Annotated in this window: 12 protein-coding genes and 1 pseudogene; 9 read left to right on the top strand and 4 right to left on the bottom strand. The window is 69.3% G+C overall.

Going from position 1 to position 18,702, the window contains the following annotated elements; all coding sequences use genetic code 11:
- Nucleotides 1-29: 29 nt before the first annotated feature.
- From ACFY2X_RS22725 to ACFY2X_RS22715, 3 genes are read right to left on the bottom strand one after another with little or no spacing between them, the layout of a single operon-like run.
- A complete protein-coding gene (locus ACFY2X_RS22725; RefSeq protein ID WP_389940726.1) occupies nt 30-1,529 on the bottom strand; it encodes a tripartite tricarboxylate transporter permease in 1,500 nt (499 codons plus the stop codon).
- Entirely contained in the window at nt 1,530-2,066 is a 537-nt protein-coding gene (locus ACFY2X_RS22720) for a tripartite tricarboxylate transporter TctB family protein (protein ID WP_389940724.1), read from the bottom strand.
- Nucleotides 2,066-3,031 (bottom strand): Bug family tripartite tricarboxylate transporter substrate binding protein, encoded by a 966-nt coding sequence (locus tag ACFY2X_RS22715; protein WP_389940722.1) that lies wholly within the window; start codon nt 3,029-3,031, stop codon nt 2,066-2,068. Before ACFY2X_RS22715 ends, ACFY2X_RS22720 begins: the two co-directional genes overlap by 1 nt.
- 171 nt (nt 3,032-3,202) lie before the next feature.
- Here ACFY2X_RS22715 and ACFY2X_RS22710 point away from each other — a divergent pair, with 171 nt between their 5' ends.
- The 4 genes from ACFY2X_RS22710 to ACFY2X_RS22695 all read left to right on the top strand — a co-directional run bounded on the left by ACFY2X_RS22710 (nt 3,203) and on the right by ACFY2X_RS22695 (nt 9,313).
- Nucleotides 3,203-4,846, top strand: coding sequence for an ATP-binding protein (locus ACFY2X_RS22710; RefSeq protein ID WP_389940720.1), 1,644 nt, complete (start codon nt 3,203-3,205; stop codon nt 4,844-4,846).
- Nucleotides 4,843-5,514, top strand: coding sequence for a response regulator (locus ACFY2X_RS22705; protein WP_389940718.1), 672 nt, complete (start codon nt 4,843-4,845; stop codon nt 5,512-5,514). The genes ACFY2X_RS22710 and ACFY2X_RS22705 overlap by 4 nt, the downstream gene beginning before the upstream one ends.
- 62 nt (nt 5,515-5,576) lie before the next feature.
- Nucleotides 5,577-7,670, top strand: coding sequence for a VanW family protein (locus ACFY2X_RS22700; protein WP_389940716.1), 2,094 nt, complete (start codon nt 5,577-5,579; stop codon nt 7,668-7,670).
- A 620-nt stretch (nt 7,671-8,290) separates the two neighbouring features.
- The gene (locus ACFY2X_RS22695) at nt 8,291-9,313 is read left to right on the top strand and encodes a hypothetical protein (protein WP_389940714.1); all 1,023 of its coding nucleotides are present in this window, start codon (nt 8,291-8,293) and stop codon (nt 9,311-9,313) included.
- 591 nt (nt 9,314-9,904) lie between these two features.
- Here the strand turns inward: ACFY2X_RS22695 and ACFY2X_RS22690 are convergent.
- Nucleotides 9,905-10,996, bottom strand: coding sequence for a PQQ-dependent sugar dehydrogenase (locus tag ACFY2X_RS22690; RefSeq protein ID WP_389940712.1), 1,092 nt, complete (start codon nt 10,994-10,996; stop codon nt 9,905-9,907).
- Between the two features lie 92 nt (nt 10,997-11,088).
- Here ACFY2X_RS22690 and ACFY2X_RS22685 point away from each other — a divergent pair, with 92 nt between their 5' ends.
- The 5 genes and pseudogenes from ACFY2X_RS22685 (at nt 11,089) to ilvC (ending at nt 18,671) form a co-directional block, all read left to right on the top strand.
- Nucleotides 11,089-11,997, top strand: a complete 909-nt coding sequence (locus ACFY2X_RS22685; RefSeq protein ID WP_389940710.1) for a 2-hydroxyacid dehydrogenase — start codon at nt 11,089-11,091, stop codon at nt 11,995-11,997.
- Nucleotides 11,998-12,261: 264 nt separating this feature from the next.
- Complete coding sequence (locus ACFY2X_RS22680) at nt 12,262-14,922, top strand: putative bifunctional diguanylate cyclase/phosphodiesterase (protein WP_389940757.1); 2,661 nt, start codon at nt 12,262-12,264, stop codon at nt 14,920-14,922.
- Between the two features lie 298 nt (nt 14,923-15,220).
- Nucleotides 15,221-16,966: pseudogene (locus ACFY2X_RS22675) on the top strand (acetolactate synthase large subunit); the annotation flags it as partial.
- A 70-nt stretch (nt 16,967-17,036) separates the two neighbouring features.
- Nucleotides 17,037-17,561 carry an acetolactate synthase small subunit gene (gene ilvN / locus ACFY2X_RS22670; protein WP_389940708.1) on the top strand — a complete coding sequence of 175 codons (525 nt, stop codon included), beginning with the start codon at nt 17,037-17,039 and terminating at the stop codon, nt 17,559-17,561.
- A 129-nt stretch (nt 17,562-17,690) separates the two neighbouring features.
- Nucleotides 17,691-18,671 carry a ketol-acid reductoisomerase gene (ilvC, locus tag ACFY2X_RS22665; protein WP_389940755.1) on the top strand — a complete coding sequence of 327 codons (981 nt, stop codon included), beginning with the start codon at nt 17,691-17,693 and terminating at the stop codon, nt 18,669-18,671.
- The last annotated feature ends 31 nt before the right edge of the window (nt 18,672-18,702 follow it).

The raw sequence follows: 18,702 nt of genomic DNA, 5'->3' as shown, positions 1-18,702 counted from the left end.
CCACGAAACAGGCCTCGTACGGCGAGTCCCTAGGCGGCGCGCGACAGGCGCGCGGCCGACTTCCTGATGAGCGGGGCGAGCAGCACCAGGAACGAGACCGCCAGCAGCGTCGCCGCGATCGGGCTTCTGACCAGAACCGTCGCGTCGCCCGCGCCGATGGCCAGCGCCCGGCGGAGCTGGATCTCGGCCATCGGGCCCAGGATCATGCCGATCACGGCCGGAGCCACCGGCAGGCCGAAGCGGCGCATGGCGAAGCCGAGCATGCCCAGGACGTAGAGGATGACCAGTTCCACCGAGGAGGAGTTCAGCGCGTAGACGCCGAGGGTGGCGAACAGCACGATCCCGGCGTAGAGGTAGGGCCGGGGGACGTGCAGCACCCGGGCCCAGAGCGGGGCCAGCGGCAGGTTGAGCACCAGAAGCATGGTGTTGCCGATGAACAGCGAGGCGACCATGCCCCAGACCAGCGCAGGGTTGTGATCGAACAACTGGGGGCCGGGCTGCAGGCCGTACTGCTGGAAGGCGGCCAGCAGGATCGCGGCCGTCGCGGATGTGGGCAGGCCCAGGGTGAGCAGCGGGACGAGAGTGCCCGCGGCCGAGGCGTTGTTGGCGGCCTCGGGGCCGGCGACACCCTCGATGGCGCCTTTGCCGTACTCCTCGCGGGCGACCCCGCGGGCCAGGCGCTTTTCGACGGAGTACGACAGGAAGGTGGGAATCTCCGCGCCGCCTCCCGGCAGTGCCCCGAACGGGAAGCCGAGCGCGGTGCCGCGCAGCCACGGCCGCCATGACCGGGACCAGTCGGAGCGGCCGAGGAAGGCCCGGCCGACCGGGATGACCTCCGGCTCGCTGTGCCGCAGCCGGGAGGCGACGTAGAGCACCTCGCCCAGCGCGAACAGGCCGACCGCGACGATCACCACGTCGATGCCGTCGAGCAGCTGGTCGACGCCCAGGGTCAGCCGCGCCTGACCGGTCTGCTGGTCGATGCCGATCAGCCCGATGACCAGGCCGAGGCCCAGCGAGGCCAGCCCGCGCACGACCGAGCGTGACAGCACCGACGACACCGCGGTGAAGGCCAGGACGGCCAGCGCGAAGTAGTCCTCGGGGCCGAAGGAGATCGCGAAGTCCACCACCACGGGCGCCGCGACGACCAGCAGCGCGGTGGCGATCGTGCCCGCGACGAAGGAACCGATCGCGGCGGTGGCCAGGGCCTGGGCGGCCCGGCCCCGCTTGGCCATCTTGTTGCCCTCAAGCGCGGTGATCATCGAGGAGCTCTCACCGGGCGTGTTCAACAGGATCGAGGTGGTCGACCCGCCGTACATGCCGCCGTAGTAGATCCCGGCGAACATGATGAACGCGCTGGCCGGAGGGACGCTGAAGGTGATCGGCAGCAGCAGCGCCACGGTCATGGCGGGGCCGATGCCGGGCAGCACGCCCACCAGCGTGCCGAGGGTGACGCCGACCAGCGCGTACAGCAGGTTGACCGGGGTCAGCGCGGTCGCGAACCCCTCCATCAGCAGCTGGAACGACTCCACCTAGATCACCCCCGACAGCAGCCCGGCGGGCAGCGTCACGCCCAGGCCCTTGACGAAGGCCAGGTAGCTGCCGGTGGACAGCAGGATCGCGATCACGCCTGCCTGCAGCCGCCGGGTGGCCCCGAGCACCACCGAGAGCCCGAAGAAGAGCAGCGCGCCCGCGATGATCCAGCCGAGCAGGTCCAGCAGTGCGGCGAAGGCCAGGAAGATCGCGCTGACCAGGGCGACCGTCCGCCAGTCGGCCCGTGCGCCGGTGTCGACGTCCTCGCTCTCCTCGGGGTCGCCGTGGCCGCCCCGGACCACGTCGATCGCGTAGAACAGCCCGATCAGCAGCAGCGCCGAACCGACGATCATCGGGAAGAACCGGGGTCCCAGCCCGAGCGAGGAACCCGCGGCGGTGACGTCGGCGGTTCCCACGATCACGAACACGCCGAGTCCGAGAACGACCAGGGCCAGAACGAGCTCGGGGCGCCGCCATGAGAGTGCCGGACCGGCGCCACGGTCGGCGGCGCCGGTCGGATCTTCGGTGGAGTGCATCAGGAGACGAGCCCCATCTCCGCGATGACGGTCTTGACCTTGGCCTGCTCGGCCGTGAGGAAGTCGGCGAACGGCCGGCCGGTCTGGAAGGCGTCGGCCCAGCCGTTCTTGGCCATCGTGTCCTTCCAGGCCTGCGAGTCGTGCATCTTGGTGACCAGGTCGGTCAGGTTCTTCGTGGCGGTGTCGTCCAGTCCCGGCGGGGCCACGAACCCGCGCCAGTTGGCCAGCTCGACGTCCAGGCCGCCCTCCTTCAGGGTGGGTGAGTCCACGCTGCCGACGCGGGCGGGGGAGCTCACGCCGAGGGCGCGCAGCTTGCCGGACTTCACGTGCTCGGCGAACTCGCCGATGCCGGAGATGCCCACCGCGACCTTCTCGCCCAGCAGCGCGTTGAGCGCCTCACCGCCACCGGAGTGGGCGATGTAGTTGACCTGCCGGGGATCGATCCCGGCGGCCTTGGCCATCAGGCCCGCCACGATGTGGTCGGTGCCGCCGGCGGATCCACCCGCTATCGCGATCTTCGCGGGGTCGGCCTTCCACGCCGTCACCAGCTCGGCCAGCGTCTTGTACGGCGAGGCCGCCGGAACCACGACGATCTCGTACTCCTCGGTGAGCTTCGCGATGGGCGTGGTCTGGGCCAGGGTGACTTTCGACCTGTTCTGCTCCACCGCGCCGACCATGACCAGGCCCATGGTCATCAGCAGGTTGCCGTTGCCCTTCTCGCCCGCGAGCTGGGCCAGGCCGATGGTGCCGCCCGCGCCGGGGACGTTGTAGACCTCGACCTTGCGGGACGGATCGACCGACTTGATGGCCTGTTCCGCCATGCGGGAGGTCTGGTCCCAGCCGCCGCCGGGCGAGGCCGGGGCCATGATTTTCAGCGCGCTGACACCGGATCCCGAACCCGAGCCGCAGGCGGTAAGAGCGGCGAGGGACAGAGCCGCGAGGGCGGCGAGTCTCCGAAGACGCATGGTGAACTCCCAACAGCGTGAACTAGGCGTGGTGAGGATGCTGAGCCTGCCGGATCGCGGTGTCGATCCTTTGCGAGCTTGCCGTCATATCGGTCGTATTGGTCACGAATATCGCGACCTCGCTGTTACCTCCACCTGTTTTCATAATGTCCCTGACCAGGGAGTTCACTCGTGCGACGGATAATCAACGCCTCCCTCGGCACCCAGCTGTTCGTGCTGCAGATGGTGATCGTGTTTCTCGCGGTGGGCGGCACGGCGGGCGTCTGGGTGGAGCACACCCGCGGCCAGCTCGACCAGCAGTACCAGCAGCGCGCACTCGCGATCGCCGAGTCCGTCGCGGGGCTGCCCCAGGTGCGCGCGGCCTTCGCGGCCCCCCGGCCCGAACTGGTCCTGCAACCGATCGCGGCCGGCGTGCAGGCGGCCACCGGCGCCGACTACGTCGTGATCGCCAATCGGGAGCAGGTCCGCTACGCGCATCCGAACGCGGCCCTGATCGGCAGGAAACTGTCCACCGACGGTTCGGAGATACTGACCAGCGGCCGCGCCTGGACCGGCATCCAGACCGGCACACTCGGCCGCTCGGTGCGCGGCAAGGCCCCGATCTTCGACTTCTCCGGCCGGGTCATCGGACTCGCCTCGGTCGGCGTCCTTGAGGACACCGTCGCCGGTCAGCTCGGCACGGCGCTGCCGCCGTTGCTGTGGACCGTGCTGGCCGTACTCCTCGCCGGATCCGCGGCCACGGGACTGATCGCCCGCCGGGTCCGCCGCCAGACCTTCGGGCTGGAACCCCGGGAGATCGCGGCCCTGCTCGAACAGCGCGAGGGCGTGCTGCACGGGGTCAAGGAGGGCGTGCTCGCCCTCGACCTGCAGGGCCGGGTGACACTGGTCAACGACGCGGCCCGCGACCTGCTCGGCCTGTCCCACCAGGACGTCGGCCGGGACCTGCGGGAGATGCCCCTGTCGGACCGGATGCGCGACGTGCTGGACGGCGTCGACTCTGGTGACGACCGGGTGGTGCTCCACCGCGACCGGGTGCTGGTGCTCAACCGGACTCCGGTGGCGGTCCGCGAGCAGCAGAGCGGCTGGGTGGTCACCTTGCGCGACCGGACCGAGCTCGTACGGCTGGCACGCGAGCTCGACCAGGCCAGCAGTACGACCGACGCGCTGCGCGCCCAGGCCCACGAGTTCGCCAACCGGATGCATACGCTGGTCGGCCTGCTTGAACTCGGCGAGCACGAGATGGCGGTCAGCTACATCACCCGGACCTCCGAGGACTGCGGCCGGCACGCGGCCGGCATCCGGGAGAAGATCGCCGACCCGACGCTGGCCGCACTGCTGCTGGCCAAGTCCGCCGAGGCGGCCGAACGGGGCGCGTCCCTGACGCTCGCCGAGGACTGCCGGGTGGAGGAGGGCGCGCTCGGCGACCCGCACGACGCCGTGCTGGTCGTCGGCAACCTGGTGGCCAACGCCCTCGACGCGCTGGAGGAGACCGGGGGAACGGTCGATGTGTCGGTTCGCACCGAGTCGGACGGCCTGCACATCCGCGTCGGCGACTCCGGCCCGGGGATCGTCCCCGGGCTGGTCGACGAGGTGTTCCGCGAGGGCTTCACCACCAAGGTCGCCCGTTCGGGCCCGCGCGGTCTCGGCCTGGCCCTGACCCGCCAGGCGTGTTCGCGACGGGGCGGCTGGGTGCGGGTGCACAACGCGGGCGGTGCCGTCTTCACGGCCCTTCTGCCCGGTCGCGAGGACGTGAACAAGGCCGGCGGACGGGTGTTCGAGCAGGGCGAAGCCATGAAAGCGGAGGCGCCGAAATGATCCGCGTGCTGGTCGTGGACGACGACTTCATGGTGGCCAGGATCCACAGCGGTTACGTGGCGCGGGTGCCCGGGTTCACGGTGGTCCACGCCGCGCACACCGGGAGAGCGGCGATCGCCGCGGCGGCCGAGCATCAGCCCGATCTGGTGTTGCTCGACATCTATCTGCCGGACATGTCCGGTCTCGATGTGCTCATGGCGCTCAGGAGCGTTTCCCGCCCGGTCGACGTCCTGGTGATCACAGCCGCGCACGACGTGGCCACGGTCCGCGCGGCCATGCGCGGCGGCGCGGTGAACTACCTGATCAAGCCGTTCGCCGCCGGAGCGCTCACCGAGCGCCTTGAGCAGTACGCCCACGTCCACAGGCGGCTCGCCACCATCGGCTCCGAGGTCCGGCAGGACGAGGTGGACCGGTTGTTCGGCACGACCAGAGGCGGACCACCACCACTGCCCAAGGGGCTGTCCGTCACCACGTGTGCCCTGGTCTCCGACGCGCTCAAGGAGACCGGCACCGACATCTCGGCGGCCGAGGCGGCACTGCTCACCGGGCTGTCACGGGTCAGTGCCCGCCGTTATCTGGAATATTTGTGCGCGGCGGGCCAGGCGGAACTCCGGCCGAGGTACGGCACCGCCGGAAGACCCGAACATCGCTATCGGTGGACGGGTTGATTTGTTACTTCTTTCAGGGCGTCGGCCGATCGTTGTGGTTTAGGGTTGCCGAGGTAGAAGCAGTGAGGCAGGAGGAGACGGAGGCCGTGCAGAACCGGAACGCCGGAGCGTCGATAGGCCCACCGACGGACCCGTTCGCGGCTGTGCCCCTTCCCTCAGGTCCTGTTTCCCCGGGCGCCCGCGGGCCCAAATCCCCTCCCGGCGGCCAGTCCGGCCGGGAGTCCCGGCTTCCCCCGGGTGTCTCGCCCGACATTTTCGGCCCCTCGGGATTCGGTCAGGCGGCCGAATCCGCCGGAGGGTCGGCCGGGCTGCCGCCCGCCGCCCCGCCGCCCCAGCCCTGGCGGATGGCCGCCCCACCCGAGCGTCCCCTCCGGCAGGGGCCCCCACACGGGGGACCCTCTCTCGCGCCCGACGGCAACGGCGGCCCCCCGCCGTCGGAGTCATCCGGCTACGAGGCGCGGCCCCCGCGCCGCTGGGGGCGGAGGTTCGCGGTCGCCGTCGTGCTCCTGATGGTGCTGGTCGGCCTTGCCTACGCCGCGCCCGCCGTCATCATGTCCGGCAAGATCCTGCCCGGCACCCAGGTCCGTGGCGTCGACATCGGCGGGCTGACCGCGACCGAGGCGGCGGACAGGCTCAGGGACAAGCTGGCCGGTGCGGCGGGCAAGGAGATGGCCGTCCGCGCCGCGGGTAAGCGATACTCCTTCGATCCCGAAGAGGCCGGGCTGGAGCTCGACGTCGTCGCCACCATCGACCAGGCGCCCAGCGACTTCCCCTCCCCGCTGGAGGTCTGGCGCGCGCTGACCGGCACCACCGAGCTGAGCCCCAAGGTCTCCGCCGACGCCGATCAGATGAAGACCGCCGTCGAGGACCTGGCCAGGAAGATCGACATCAAGGTTCGCGACGGGGCGGTCACCTTCGAGGGCGTCAAGCCGGTGGCCGTGGCGCCCCGCGACGGGCGCGAGCTGGAGCGGGAGGCCGCGGCCGGTGCCATCAGGAAGGCTTTCCTCGGTTCCGGCGGCGAGGTCGAGCTTCCGGTCTCGGTGATCAAACCCAAGGTCACGGACGAGGTGGTCAGGAAGGCCGCCGCCGAGGCGAGCAAGGCCTTGTCCGGCCCGATCACCCTGACCTACGGGGGCAAGCAGGCACAGCTCACCACCGACGTCCTCGCCGCCCACCTGTCCTTCAAGCCCGACGGCTCCGGCGGCATGCGCCCGGCGTTCGACGCCAAGAGCGCGGTGGCGACCGTGGAGAAGAACCTGGTCGGCCCGGCCATGGCTCCCCGCGAACCCACCTTCCAGATCGTCGGCGGCACACCGAAGCTGGTGCCCGGCCGCAAGGGCAAAGGCATCGATGACGACAAGCTCGCCGAGGCAGTGGCCCAGATGGTCGCCGAAGGCGGCAGCCGTACCATCCCGGTCGCCCTCACGACCGTCCAGCCTCGGGTCTCCGACGCCGAGGTGCGCAAGCTCGGCATCAAGGAGAAAATCAGCGAGTTCACCACGCCGTACGACTGCTGTCCGCCCCGGGTGACCAACATCCGCACTCTCGCCAAGCTCCTGGACGGCTACCTGGTCCAGCCCGGCGAGACCTTCTCGCTCAACAGCGTCATCGGCCAGCGCGACACGGCCCGCGGCTTCGTCCCGGCGCCCATGATCGAGGGGGGCCGGCTGGTCGACTCGGTGGGCGGCGGCATCTCCCAGTTCGTCACCACCATGTACAACGCGGTGTTCTTCGGCGGCCTGGAGGACGTCCAGCACGTGGCGCACGAGTTCTACATCTCGCGCTACCCCGCCGGCCGCGAGTCCACGGTCTCCTGGCCCGAGCCCGACTTCCGCTGGAAGAACGACTCCAAGTACGGCGTGCTGGTGAAGACCTCCTTCACGAACAGCGGAGTCACGGTCGCCTTCTGGAGCACCAAGCGCTACGACATCGAGTCGATCTCCTCCGAGCGTTACGACATCACGCCGTTCAAGAGCGCGACCGCCAGCGGCCCCAAATGCATCCCGATGGTCGGCCAGCAGGGTTTCACGATCGACGTGACCCGTGTCTTCAAGAAGAACGGCAAAGAGGTCAAACGGGAGACGAAGAAGACCGTCTACAAACCCGAAACCGACCTCAAGTGCGCCCCCGCCTCCACTCCTCCCCAGAACGAATAACCTCTCCGCGGCGCGGACCGTTCGCGTGAGCCGGCCACTCGCGCCGTGTCCTGAGCGGCTCGGATGATCGGTCGTTTGTGCGGCTGCCTGTTCATGTTGCGGGCCGGGGCGGTTGTTCGGGCTTGTGTTTTGAGCGGGTCCCGGGGCGGTTGTTCGGGTTGTGTTTTGAACGAGTCCGGGGCCGGGCTTTTGTGCGCGCTGCGGGGGGCGGGTGTTCCGGCCGGCCGTCGCAGTTGGTGTCTGGTGGGGTCAGGCCTTCGGCCTGGCGGGCGTGGGGGTTGCGGGCTTTTTATACGCCGGCCGGAACACCCACCCCCCTCCGCGCCATCCTGTCTCGCCGTACGGGGTGCGGGCCGTAGTTGCTTTCTTTCGGGCCGCCCAGGGGGCTGGGGGAGGCTGAAGCGATGCTTGCGGGCCGGTTCAGGGTGGGTCGCCGTAGCTGAAGCCTCGCTTTCGAAAGGAGCGCAGGGTCGGCCGCCGTAGGGACAGAACAAGGGAAGGTAGGGCCAGGCACCGCAGGAACAGGACAAAGGAACGTAAGGCCGGATCGGAGCGTCCGCTCTCTCTCCAGACCCCTGCCCGTTAGTGTTGAACCCCGTCTGGCAGGGGAGGATGACGCCGTGAGACGACGCCGGTTTCTTGCCGGGCTCACCGGCCTGACCGGAGCAGCCCTCCTCTCAGGTTCTCAAGAGGCGGTCGATGCGACCACGATGGCGCACCGTCTCGAACAGCTTCTCACCGCTGACACCAGTGGGAGTCCGGCAACTGTCACCGAGCTACGCGCGGCGCTGGACATGGCGCGCACGACATTCGACGGCTGCGACTATGACGACCTGTCGGCGATCCTCCCCAGGATTGCCGCTGCCGCGCAGGCCACCCTCGCGCAGGTGAAAGGGCAAGAAGGCGATCAGGCGAATGCCTGCCTCGCCGAGGCCTACGTATTGGCCAGCGAACTCGTCGTCAAGCTGAATCAGGACGGCATGGCATGGGTTGCCGCCGATCGGGCGCTCGCCACGGCCACGGCTTCAGGTGATCCGTTCACGATCGCTGGAGCCTCCAGGGCTGTGGCGATCGCGATGCGTCGCCAGGGGCGCCATGAGGGGGCGGTCAGCATGCTCACCCGCACCGCGCTCGACCTGGGCGCGGATAGCGGCGCTCCCGCACCACAAGCACTTCAGGTCTATGCGGCGCTGCTGTGCACCGCCGCCTACTCCTGCGCCCAGAACGGCCAGCGGGCACAATCGCTCGACCTGATCGGAGAAGCCGAGCAGGCGGCGGCTCGCCTCCCAGAGCACACATCGCGAGGAAGGCTCCCGACGCCCGCCAACGTCGCGGTGTACCGCATCGGCATCCACACCGCCCTTGGCGAGCCCGGAGTCGCTCTCGATCACGCCCGTAGTGTTAACCACCGTCTGCTGCCCACTCCTGAACGGCGCGCTCGCTGGTGCATCGACACGGCTCGTGCCTGGGAGCAGTTCGGCCGTCGTGAGCGCGTCGTCACCGCCCTGCTCGCCGCTGAACGGGCGGCACCACAGGAGATCCGCCGCCCGTCGGTGGCCGCGCTGATCTCAGGGATGCGGTACGGCGCGGGCCCCGTCCCCCCGGAGCTCCACGCTCTGGCCACCCGTAACCGCCTGACCTGACCGGCCCCTGTTTCCCCCCAGTGGCCTCGTCTCTGCCCTCCTTGAAGCCTCGCCTTGCTACCTGTGGTGCCCGGCTATGGGCTCTTTCAAGTCCTTGTCTGTTCCTGCGGTGCCCAACCCTGCGCTCCTTGGACCCGTCTTGTCCCTGCGGCGGCCGGCCCTGCGCTCCTTTCCGCAGGTGCGCTTCAGCTACGGCGAGGCGCCCTGAACCGGTCCCGCAGGGATTGCTTCAGCCTCCCCCTGAGCGCTGGGCGGCCCGAAAGAAAGCAACTACGGCCCGCACCCCGTACGGCGAGACAGGATGGCGCGGAGGGGGGTGGGTGTTCCGGCCGGCGTATAAAAAGCCCGCAACCCCCACGCCCGCCAGGCCGAAGGCCTGACCCCACCAGACACCAACTGCGACGGCCGGCTGGAACACCCGCCCCCCGTAGCGCGAACACCCCCCAGCCACCCCACCCCGAGAACCCACCCAACCGGCCACTCCGGACCCGCCCAAGACACAACCCGAACAACTGGCCGCTGCCGTACAGGACGTCTGGACTCGGTTGGGAAACGGCGCACAGCCGCCAGGTCGGCGGAAAGCCAAAGGGCTTACGGGGTCAGGGTGAGGATGCGGTCGTCGCCAGGGCGGGGGGAGCCGCGGCCGTCCTTGTTGCTGGTGCCGATCCACAGGGATCCGCCGGGGGCGGTGGCGATCGCCCGGAGCCTGCCGTACCGGCCGGTGAACCGGGGGACGGGCGTGCCGACCGTGCCGTCGGCGGCGACAGGGACCTGCCAGAGCCTGCGGCCTCGCAGGGCGGCCACCCAGAGAGAGCCGTCGGCGTAGGCGACGCCCGAGGGGGAAGCCTCGCTGGTGCTCCAGGTGACGACCGGGTTGGTGAAGCGGGAGTCGTCGCCGACGCCCTCGACCTCGGGCCAGCCGTAGTTGCGGCCCTTCCTGATCAGGTTGATCTCGTCGAAGGTGTTGGACCCGAACTCGGTGGCGTACAGCCGGCCGGACGGGTCCCAGGCCAGGCCCTGGACGTTGCGGTGGCCGTAGCTCCAGATCACGTTCCGGAAGGGGTTGCCGGGGGCCGGGGCGCCGTCCACGGTCATGCGCAGGATCTTGCCGGCCAGGGAGTCGAGGGACTGGGCGAGGAAGTCGTCGCCGGTCTCGCCGGTGGTCGCGTAGAGGTAGCCGTCGGGGCCGAAGGCCAGCCGGCCGCCGTTGTGGATGACGCCCTTGGGGATGCCGCCGAGAATCACGGTGGCATCGGTCAGGCCACGGTCGTAGCGGTAGCGCACGATCCGGTTGTCGCGAGCCGAGGTGAAGTACAGGAAGACGAAGTGGTCCTTGCTGAAAGTGGGTGAGACCGCCACTCCCAGCAGGCCGCCCTCGCCGTCGGGGCGCACACCGGAGATCTTCTCGACCTCGGTGCTCTTCCCCGCCGGCGTGACGCGTAACAGCCGGGCGGTGTCGCGTTCGGTCACCAGGGCGTCGCCGCCCGGCAGGAAGGCGATGCCCCAGGGCACGGCCAGGTTCTCCACCAGGGTGCGCGGTTCGCCGGGGGGAGCGTCGGCGGTGCCGGGGACGGGGGTCCGCGCCGTGCCGACGCGTCCGGCCGGGGCGGCCGGGGCGGCCGAGCAGCCCATGGTCAGCGCCGTCACCAGGACAAGGGCCAGCCGTGTCGTCATCCGAATCATGCCTACCTCCTCTTTCATTCATACCGCTCAGCGCCCTTCATACTGCTGAGCGCCGGGGGAGGTTCCGGGACGTTCCCTTGGATAATGCAGCCATGAAGATCTGGGTTCCCTCCGAAGACGCCGCCGACGTTCTGAGAGATCTGCCTGATGTGGAGTGCGTCGTCTACGACGGCACGGGTCCGGTTCCCGACGGGGTGGAGGAGGTCGAGGTCTGGATTCCGCCGCTGCTCCCGGGGACGCAGATCCCGAAGCTGCTCGGCCGGATGCCCCGGCTGCGGCTGCTGCAGACCATTACCGCGGGGGTGGATCCCTATCTGCCGCATCTGCCGGAAGGCACGGTTCTGTGCAATGCGCGTGGCGTGCATGACGCGGGCACCGCGGAGTGGGCGGTGGGAGCCATGATCGCGGTGCTGCGAGAGTTTCCCGGGTTCGCCGCCGCGCAGCGGGAAGGCGAGTGGACCTATCACCACACCGGCGTGCTCGCCGACTCCACCGTGCTGATCGTCGGTCACGGCTCGATCGGCGAGGCGCTGGAGCGGAGGCTCGCCGGTTTCGAGGTGAACATCGTCCGGGTGGCGAGGACGGCACGGGAAAACGTGCACGGTCAGGACGAGTTGCCGGAGCTGCTGCCTCAGGCGGATGTGGTGGTGCTGCTGGTACCGTCCACTCCCGCGACCGCCGGGATGGTGAACGCCGACTTCCTGGCGGGGATGAAAGACGGCGCCGTGCTGGTCAACGCGGCCAGGGGCGGGGTGGTGGACACCGGCGCGCTCGTCACGGAGCTGGAGAAGGGCCGGATCCTGGCCGCGCTCGACGTCACCGATCCCGAACCGCTGCCCCAGGAGCACCCGCTGTGGACGGCGCCGGGGGTGTTCATCACCCCGCATGTCGCGGGGAGCACTCCGGCCTCCGGGCGGCGCATGTTGAAGCTGCTCCGTTCGCAGCTCCTGCGCTATCTCGCCGGTGAGCCGCTCAAAAATGTGATCACGGGTTCGTACTGACCGGGAAAGGAATCCGGACCGTGGCTACCTCGTGACCTGGGGTGCGTACGGTGATTACTGCGATCTCGATCGCTCGCGTGGTTATCAGATCGGTGACGACTACGGCGTTGTCACCACCCTCGTCGACCGGAAAGCACACACTGGCCGTGTGCCGGTGCGGGCGCTGAGGACATAGGACGAGGTGTTCACAACGGCACATGAGCGCAGCGGGTAAAAGACGCTGCCGAGGCAAGACGAATCGACACTGATGGGCAGACGACATTGATCCGCTGGCGTGACCCCCGGGTACCGCTGACCGCCGCCGTCGTTCTCGGCGTGGTGGGGCTCGTTGCCGCTCTTCTCAGCGGTGCCTCCGCTGTGATCGTCGGGGCGGTGGCGGGTGTCATCGCCGCCGCCGTCGCGGCGGTGTCGTTGTTCGCCGCGGCCGTCCGGCTGGCCGACCGGCGCAAGGCGCTGGCGTGGCGCTGGCTGGCCGGTGGTTCGATCACCTGGCTGGTCGGGGTCGGTGTGCGGCCGCTGGCGGATGGCACGCCGTTCGCGGTGACCTTCGCCGACCTGGTGCTTCTCGTCGGTACGGCGATGCTGGCCGTCGGCACCGGTCTGTCCGCGACCCGGCCCGCGCACGGGCAGGCACTGTTACGGGATCTCGCCGACGCCTATGTGTGCGCGGCCTCGATCTTCGTGATCGGGTGGGTCCTCGTGCTGGGCCCGGCCTACCACGAGGCCGGTGACGCGGGCATTTTCGCGATCACTCTCGCGTCGCCGCTGCTCTGCCTGATCTTCACGTGTGCCGCGGGCCCCGCGGTGTTGCCGGTCCAGCGATCCGCCTGGCCGGTGGGTCTGGCGGCGCTGGCCGTGCTGGCCGCCGTCACGACGGCCGAGACGGTTACCGCGCTGGCCCGGATGACCGGCGACACGCCGCGGCTCACCGGGGTGTGGCTGGCCCCCGCGGCCTTCCTGGCGCTCGCGGCGGTTCCGTGGAGCGACCGTACGGCACGCGCGCTGGACCCCGAGGACGACAGGCCGTCCGTCAGCCAGACCACCTCCGCGATCATCGCGGCGATGCCGTTGATCCTCGTCGTCGTGGCCACCGCCGTCGTGCTCTTCCGCGTGCTCGGCGGCAAGCTGGAGGGGCCGGCTCCGGTCCTGGCCGTCGTGTCGGCGTCGATCGTCGGCATCCTGGTGGTGCGTCTCTTCGTGGTGCTGATGGAGACGGGCCGGATGCGCCGCCTGGTGGATCTGGGCGAGCGGCAGTTGCAGGACCTGGCCGAGAGCACCGGGGACGTGGTCCTGCTGTGCGACTACGACGGCGTCGTCCGGGAGATCGGCGAGGGCGTCGAGAGCACCTACGGCTACCACCCTGACGAGCTGCTCGGCAGGGCGATCTTCGACTACATCCACCCCGAGGACCTGCCCGGCATCCAGGCCGCGCTGCGTGAGATGAGCAATGACGGGGAGCCGGTCGAGGGGCCGGGCACCTGCATGATCGCCTGCCGGGTCCGGGCGTCCGACGGCACCTGGCGGCCCACCGAGTCGGTGGCCACCCGGCACATGCGCGGTGAGGACCTGCTGCTGGTCACCACTCGTGACGTCAGCGATCAGGAGGCCCTGCGCAACCAGGTCGCCCATCTGACCTTTCACGACGGCGTCACCGGCCTGCCGAACCGGGCCTACTTCGAGGAGCGCACGCGGGAGGTGCTGGCCCGCCCCGGCGCGAGCAGCGCCGCCGTGGTGTTCCTGGACCTGGACGGCTTCACCGCGGTCAACGACTCGGTCGGTCACGCCAGCGGCGACTACCTGCTCGGCCAGGCGGCCCGCAGGCTCCGCGCCGCCGTACGGGCCGATGACACCCTGGCCCGCTGGGGCGGTGACGAGTTCGCGGTGCTGCTGGAGGCGGCGGCGGACGCCCAGACGGCGGTGGACCTGGCCGAACGGCTGGTCCGCGCGGTCTCCTCGGAGCCGTTCCGCGTGGCCGACCGCGATATCGCGCTGACCGCGAGCGTCGGGGTGGCCTTCGCCGATGACGACGTGTCCTCCGCGGACCTGATCCGCAACGCCGACGTGGCGATGGCGCGGGCCAAGGATCTCGGGGGACCCAGGGTCGAGGTGTTCGCCGCGCACATGCACGCCGACGTGGTGCGCCGCCTGGAGCTTGCCGCCGACCTGCAGCGCGCGCTGCTGGAGAACCAGTTCGCGATCGAGTACCAGCCGGTGGTGGACCTGGCCACCTCGCGTGTCACCGCCGTCGAGGCGCTGGTGCGCTGGTGGAGAGGGAGCGCGTTCGTGCCTCCCGAGCAGTTCCTCGGCCCGGCCGAGGACACCGGCCTGATCGTCCCGCTGAGCGAGTGGATCCTGCGCGAGGCCTGCCAGGAGGTGGCCGCCTGGCGCGCCTCCTCCTGGGACATCGGGCTTTCGCTCAACCTGTCGACCCGGCAGATCATGGCGCCGCGTTTCGTGGAGACCGTCGAGTCGGCGCTCGCCGAGAGCGGCCTGCCGCCCAGCGCGCTGACCCTTGAGGTCATCGAGGAGATGCTGGTCGAAGACGCCGAGGAGACCATCACCCGGCTTTCCGAGCTGCGCAGGCTCGGGGTACGGCTGGCCATCGACGATTTCGGCACCGGGTACGCGTCGCTGGCGTTCCTCCGGCAACTCCCGGTGGACATGATCAAGATTGACCCCTCGTTCGTGTCCGGTCTTGGCAGTGACGAGACGCTGACGCTGCTGACCCGCACGATCGTGAGGCTCGGTCACGACCTGGGACTGATCGTGGTCGCCGAGGGCATCGAGCGGCCGGAGCAGCTGGAACTGCTGCGTGAGATGGGCTGCACCCGAGGCCAGGGTTTCCTGGTGGCCCGGCCGATGGCGGCGCGCGGGGTCGACTCTCTCATGCGCACCAGCCTTTCGAGCATGTCCAGTGGTGTCTGAGGGCGCGCGGCCGGCTCGCGTGTCTCAGGCGTCTCCCCGGGCTCGCCTGCCTCTTTCAGACCCGGTCGCCTCTCTGTCTCACATCTCCAGTCTCGAATTTTGAGACTTGTGTCCCATCAATTTGACGCAGACGCACTGCGTCGGCCATGGTGGAGCCATGCATCACCGTGGGATTCTCGTAGTACTTCGCCGGCGCGCGGGCCGATAGCGAAGCACTGCGACCTGCGCGCCGCCCCAGCTCCGCCCTTCCAGGCGGACGGGGCATTTTTTATGCCGCAAACCATGCTCAGCCACAAGGAACGAGCCGATGACCGAACAGATGACAGGAGCCCAGGCCCTCGTTAGGGCGCTGGAGCACATCGGGGTCGACACTGTGTTCGGGATCCCTGGCGGCGCGATTCTTCCCGCCTACGATCCCCTTTACGACTCGGCCAAGGTCCGGCACGTGCTTGTACGGCACGAGCAGGGCGCCGGCCATGCGGCCCAGGGCTACGCGCAGGCCACCGGCAAGGTCGGGGTCTGCATGGCCACCAGCGGTCCCGGTGCGACCAACCTGGTCACCCCGATCGCCGACGCCTACATGGACTCGGTTCCGATCGTTGCGATCACTGGGCAGGTGCCCAGCAAGGCCATCGGCACCGACGCGTTCCAGGAAGCCGACATCTCCGGCATCACCATGCCGATCACCAAGCACAACTTCCTGGTCACCGACCCGGCCGACATCCCCAGGACGATCGCCGAGGCCTTCCACATCGCCTCGACGGGGCGCCCGGGACCGGTGCTGGTCGACATCTCCAAAGACGCGCTCACCGCCACGATGACCTTCCAGTGGCCGCCGGTGATGCAGCTGCCCGGCTACCGCCCGGTGACCAGGCCGCACTCCAAGCAGATCCGCGAGGCGGCCAAGCTGATCGTCGAGGCCAGGCGCCCGGTGCTCTACGTCGGCGGTGGCGTGCACAAGGCGAGGGCGTCGGCGGAGCTTCGGGAGTTCGCCGAGCTGACCGGCATCCCCGTGGTCACCACGCTGATGGCGCGCGGCACCTTCCCCGACAGCCACCGCCAGCACCTGGGCATGCCGGGCATGCACGGCTCGGTGCCGGCGGTCGGGGCGTTGCAGCGCTCCGATCTGATCATCGGGCTGGGCGTTCGCTTCGACGACCGGGTCACCGGTGACCTGGCCACCTTCGCCCCGCACGCCAAGATCGTCCACGCCGACATCGACCCGGCGGAGATCTCCAAGAACCGGCACGCGGACGTCCCGATCGTGGGCGACTGCAAGGAGGTCATCTCCGAGCTGATCGCCGCGGTCCGCGGCGAGGGGCGCAAGGGCGACTACACCGAGTGGTGGACCCAGCTCGACGCCTACCGGGAGACCTACCCGCTGGGCTACGACGAGTTCGAGGACGGTTCGCTCGCCCCGCAGTACGTCATGGAACGGCTGAGCGAGCTCGTCGGGCCGGACGCCATCTACACGGCGGGCGTCGGCCAGCACCAGATGTGGGCCGCCCAGTTCATCGGTTACGAGAACCCCGGCACCTTCATCAACTCCGGCGGTGCCGGCACGATGGGCTTCGCGCTCCCGGCCGCGATGGGCGCCAAGATGGGCCGTCCCGACGCCACGGTCTGGGCCATCGACGGTGACGGCTGCTTCCAGATGACCAACCAGGAGCTGGCCACCTGCACCATCGAGGGCGTGCCGATCAAGGTCGCGATCATCAACAACGGCAACCTCGGCATGGTCCGCCAGTGGCAGACGCTCTTCTACAACCAGCGCTACTCCAATACCAACCTGCAGACGGTCCGCCGGATTCCGGACTTCGTGAAGCTGGCCGAGGCGTACGGTTGTGTCGGCCTGCGGTGCGAGCGCCCCGAGGACGTGGACGCGACGATCAAGAAGGCGATGGAGATCAACGACGTGCCGGTCGTGATCGACTTCGCGGTTCATCAGGACGCCATGGTCTGGCCGATGGTGGCAGCCGGGACCAGCAACGACGACATCAAGTTCGCGCGCGACATGGCGCCGGTCTGGGACAGCGAGGACTAGCGGTGAGTGATCGAAGCGAGCGGGCGGACGGCAGCGGCAGCCCGGCGGGTCGCCAGGCGAGGAGGAAGGCATGAGCAGGCACACGCTCTCCGTGCTGGTGGAGAACAAGCCCGGCGTGCTCGCGCGCGTCGCGTCGCTGTTCAGCCGCCGTGGGTTCAACATCGACTCACTGGCGGTCGGGCCGACCGAGCACGAGGACATCTCACGGATGACCATCGTGGTCAACGTCGAGGATCTGCCCCTTGAGCAGGTCACCAAGCAGCTCAACAAGCTGGTCAACGTGTTGAAGATCGTGGAGCTCGACCCGGCCCAGTCGGTGCAGCGCGAGCTCACGCTGATCAAGGTGCGCGCCGACGCCGACAACCGCTCAAGCGTGCTGGAACTGGTGAACCTGTTCCGCGCGCGCTGCGTCGACGTCGCCTCGGACGCGGTGACCATAGAGGTCACCGGCACGCCGGACAAGCTGCAGGCGTTCATCAAGGTCCTGGAGCCGTTCGGGATCAAAGAACTCGTTCAGTCGGGCATGGTGGCCATCGGCCGCGGGGCCCGTTCCATCACCGATCGTTCTCTCCGGGCTCTGGACCGGACCGCGTAAGCCGTACGGGAAACCCGGAGCACGTTGGGTTGGGGGCGAGGGAGCGAGAGATGAGCGAAGCGGATCCCGCGCTGACGAGTCCCCGAGCGAGCACGACCATAATTTCGAAAGGTTAAGCAAGTGACTGAGATCTTCTACGATGACCAGGCCGACCTGTCGATCATCCAGGGCCGGCACGTGGCCATCTTGGGATACGGCAGCCAGGGCCACGCTCACGCTCTCTCCCTGCGTGACTCCGGGGTGGACGTCCGGGTCGGCCTGCCCGAGGGCTCCAAGAGTCGGGAGAAGGCCGAGGCCGACGGCCTGCGCGTGCTCGCCCCGGCGGAGGCCGTCGAAGAGGCCGACCTGACCATGATCCTGGCGCCTGACCACATCCAGCGCCACCTCTACGCCGAGCACGTGGCCCCGAACCTGGTCGAGGGCGACGCCCTCTTCTTCGGTCACGGCCTCAACATCCGGTACGGCCTCATCGAGGCCCCCGAGGGTGTGGACGTGGCCATGGTCGCGCCGAAGGGCCCCGGCCACCTCGTCCGCCGCCAGTACACCGCGGGCCGCGGCGTTCCGTGCCTCGTCGCCGTGGAGAAAGACGCCAGCGGCAGCGCCTGGGACCTCGCGCTGTCCTACGCCAAGGGCATCGGCGGCACCCGCGCCGGCGCGCTGAAGACGACCTTCAAGGAGGAGACCGAGACCGACCTGTTCGGCGAGCAGGCCGTCCTCTGCGGTGGCGTTTCCGAGCTGATCAAGGCCGGTTTCGAGACGCTGATCGAGGCCGGCTACCAGCCCGAGGTCGCCTACTTCGAGTGCCTTCACGAGATGAAGCTGATCGTCGACCTGATGTACGAGGGCGGCATCCACAAGATGTACTGGTCGGTCTCCGACACCGCCGAGTACGGCGGCTACTCCCGCGGCCCGCGCGTGGTGACGCCGGAGACCAAGAAGGAGATGCAGCGCATCCTCTCCGAGATCCAGTCCGGCGAGTTCGCCAAGGAGCTGGTGGACGAGTTCGACGGCGGCCAGAAGAAGTTCACCGCCTACCGTGACGAGCTGGCCCAGCACCCGATCGAGAAGACCGGTGCCAAGCTCCGCCCGATGATGAGCTGGCTGAAGTAGCCTCAGGCTCTCTCATACGGCATGCGCCCCC

The sequence above is a fragment of the Streptosporangium sp. NPDC000396 genome (genome assembly GCF_042898655.1).
GTDB lineage: Bacteria > Actinomycetota > Actinomycetes > Streptosporangiales > Streptosporangiaceae > Streptosporangium.
This window is presented reverse-complemented; position numbering and strand designations above follow the sequence as displayed.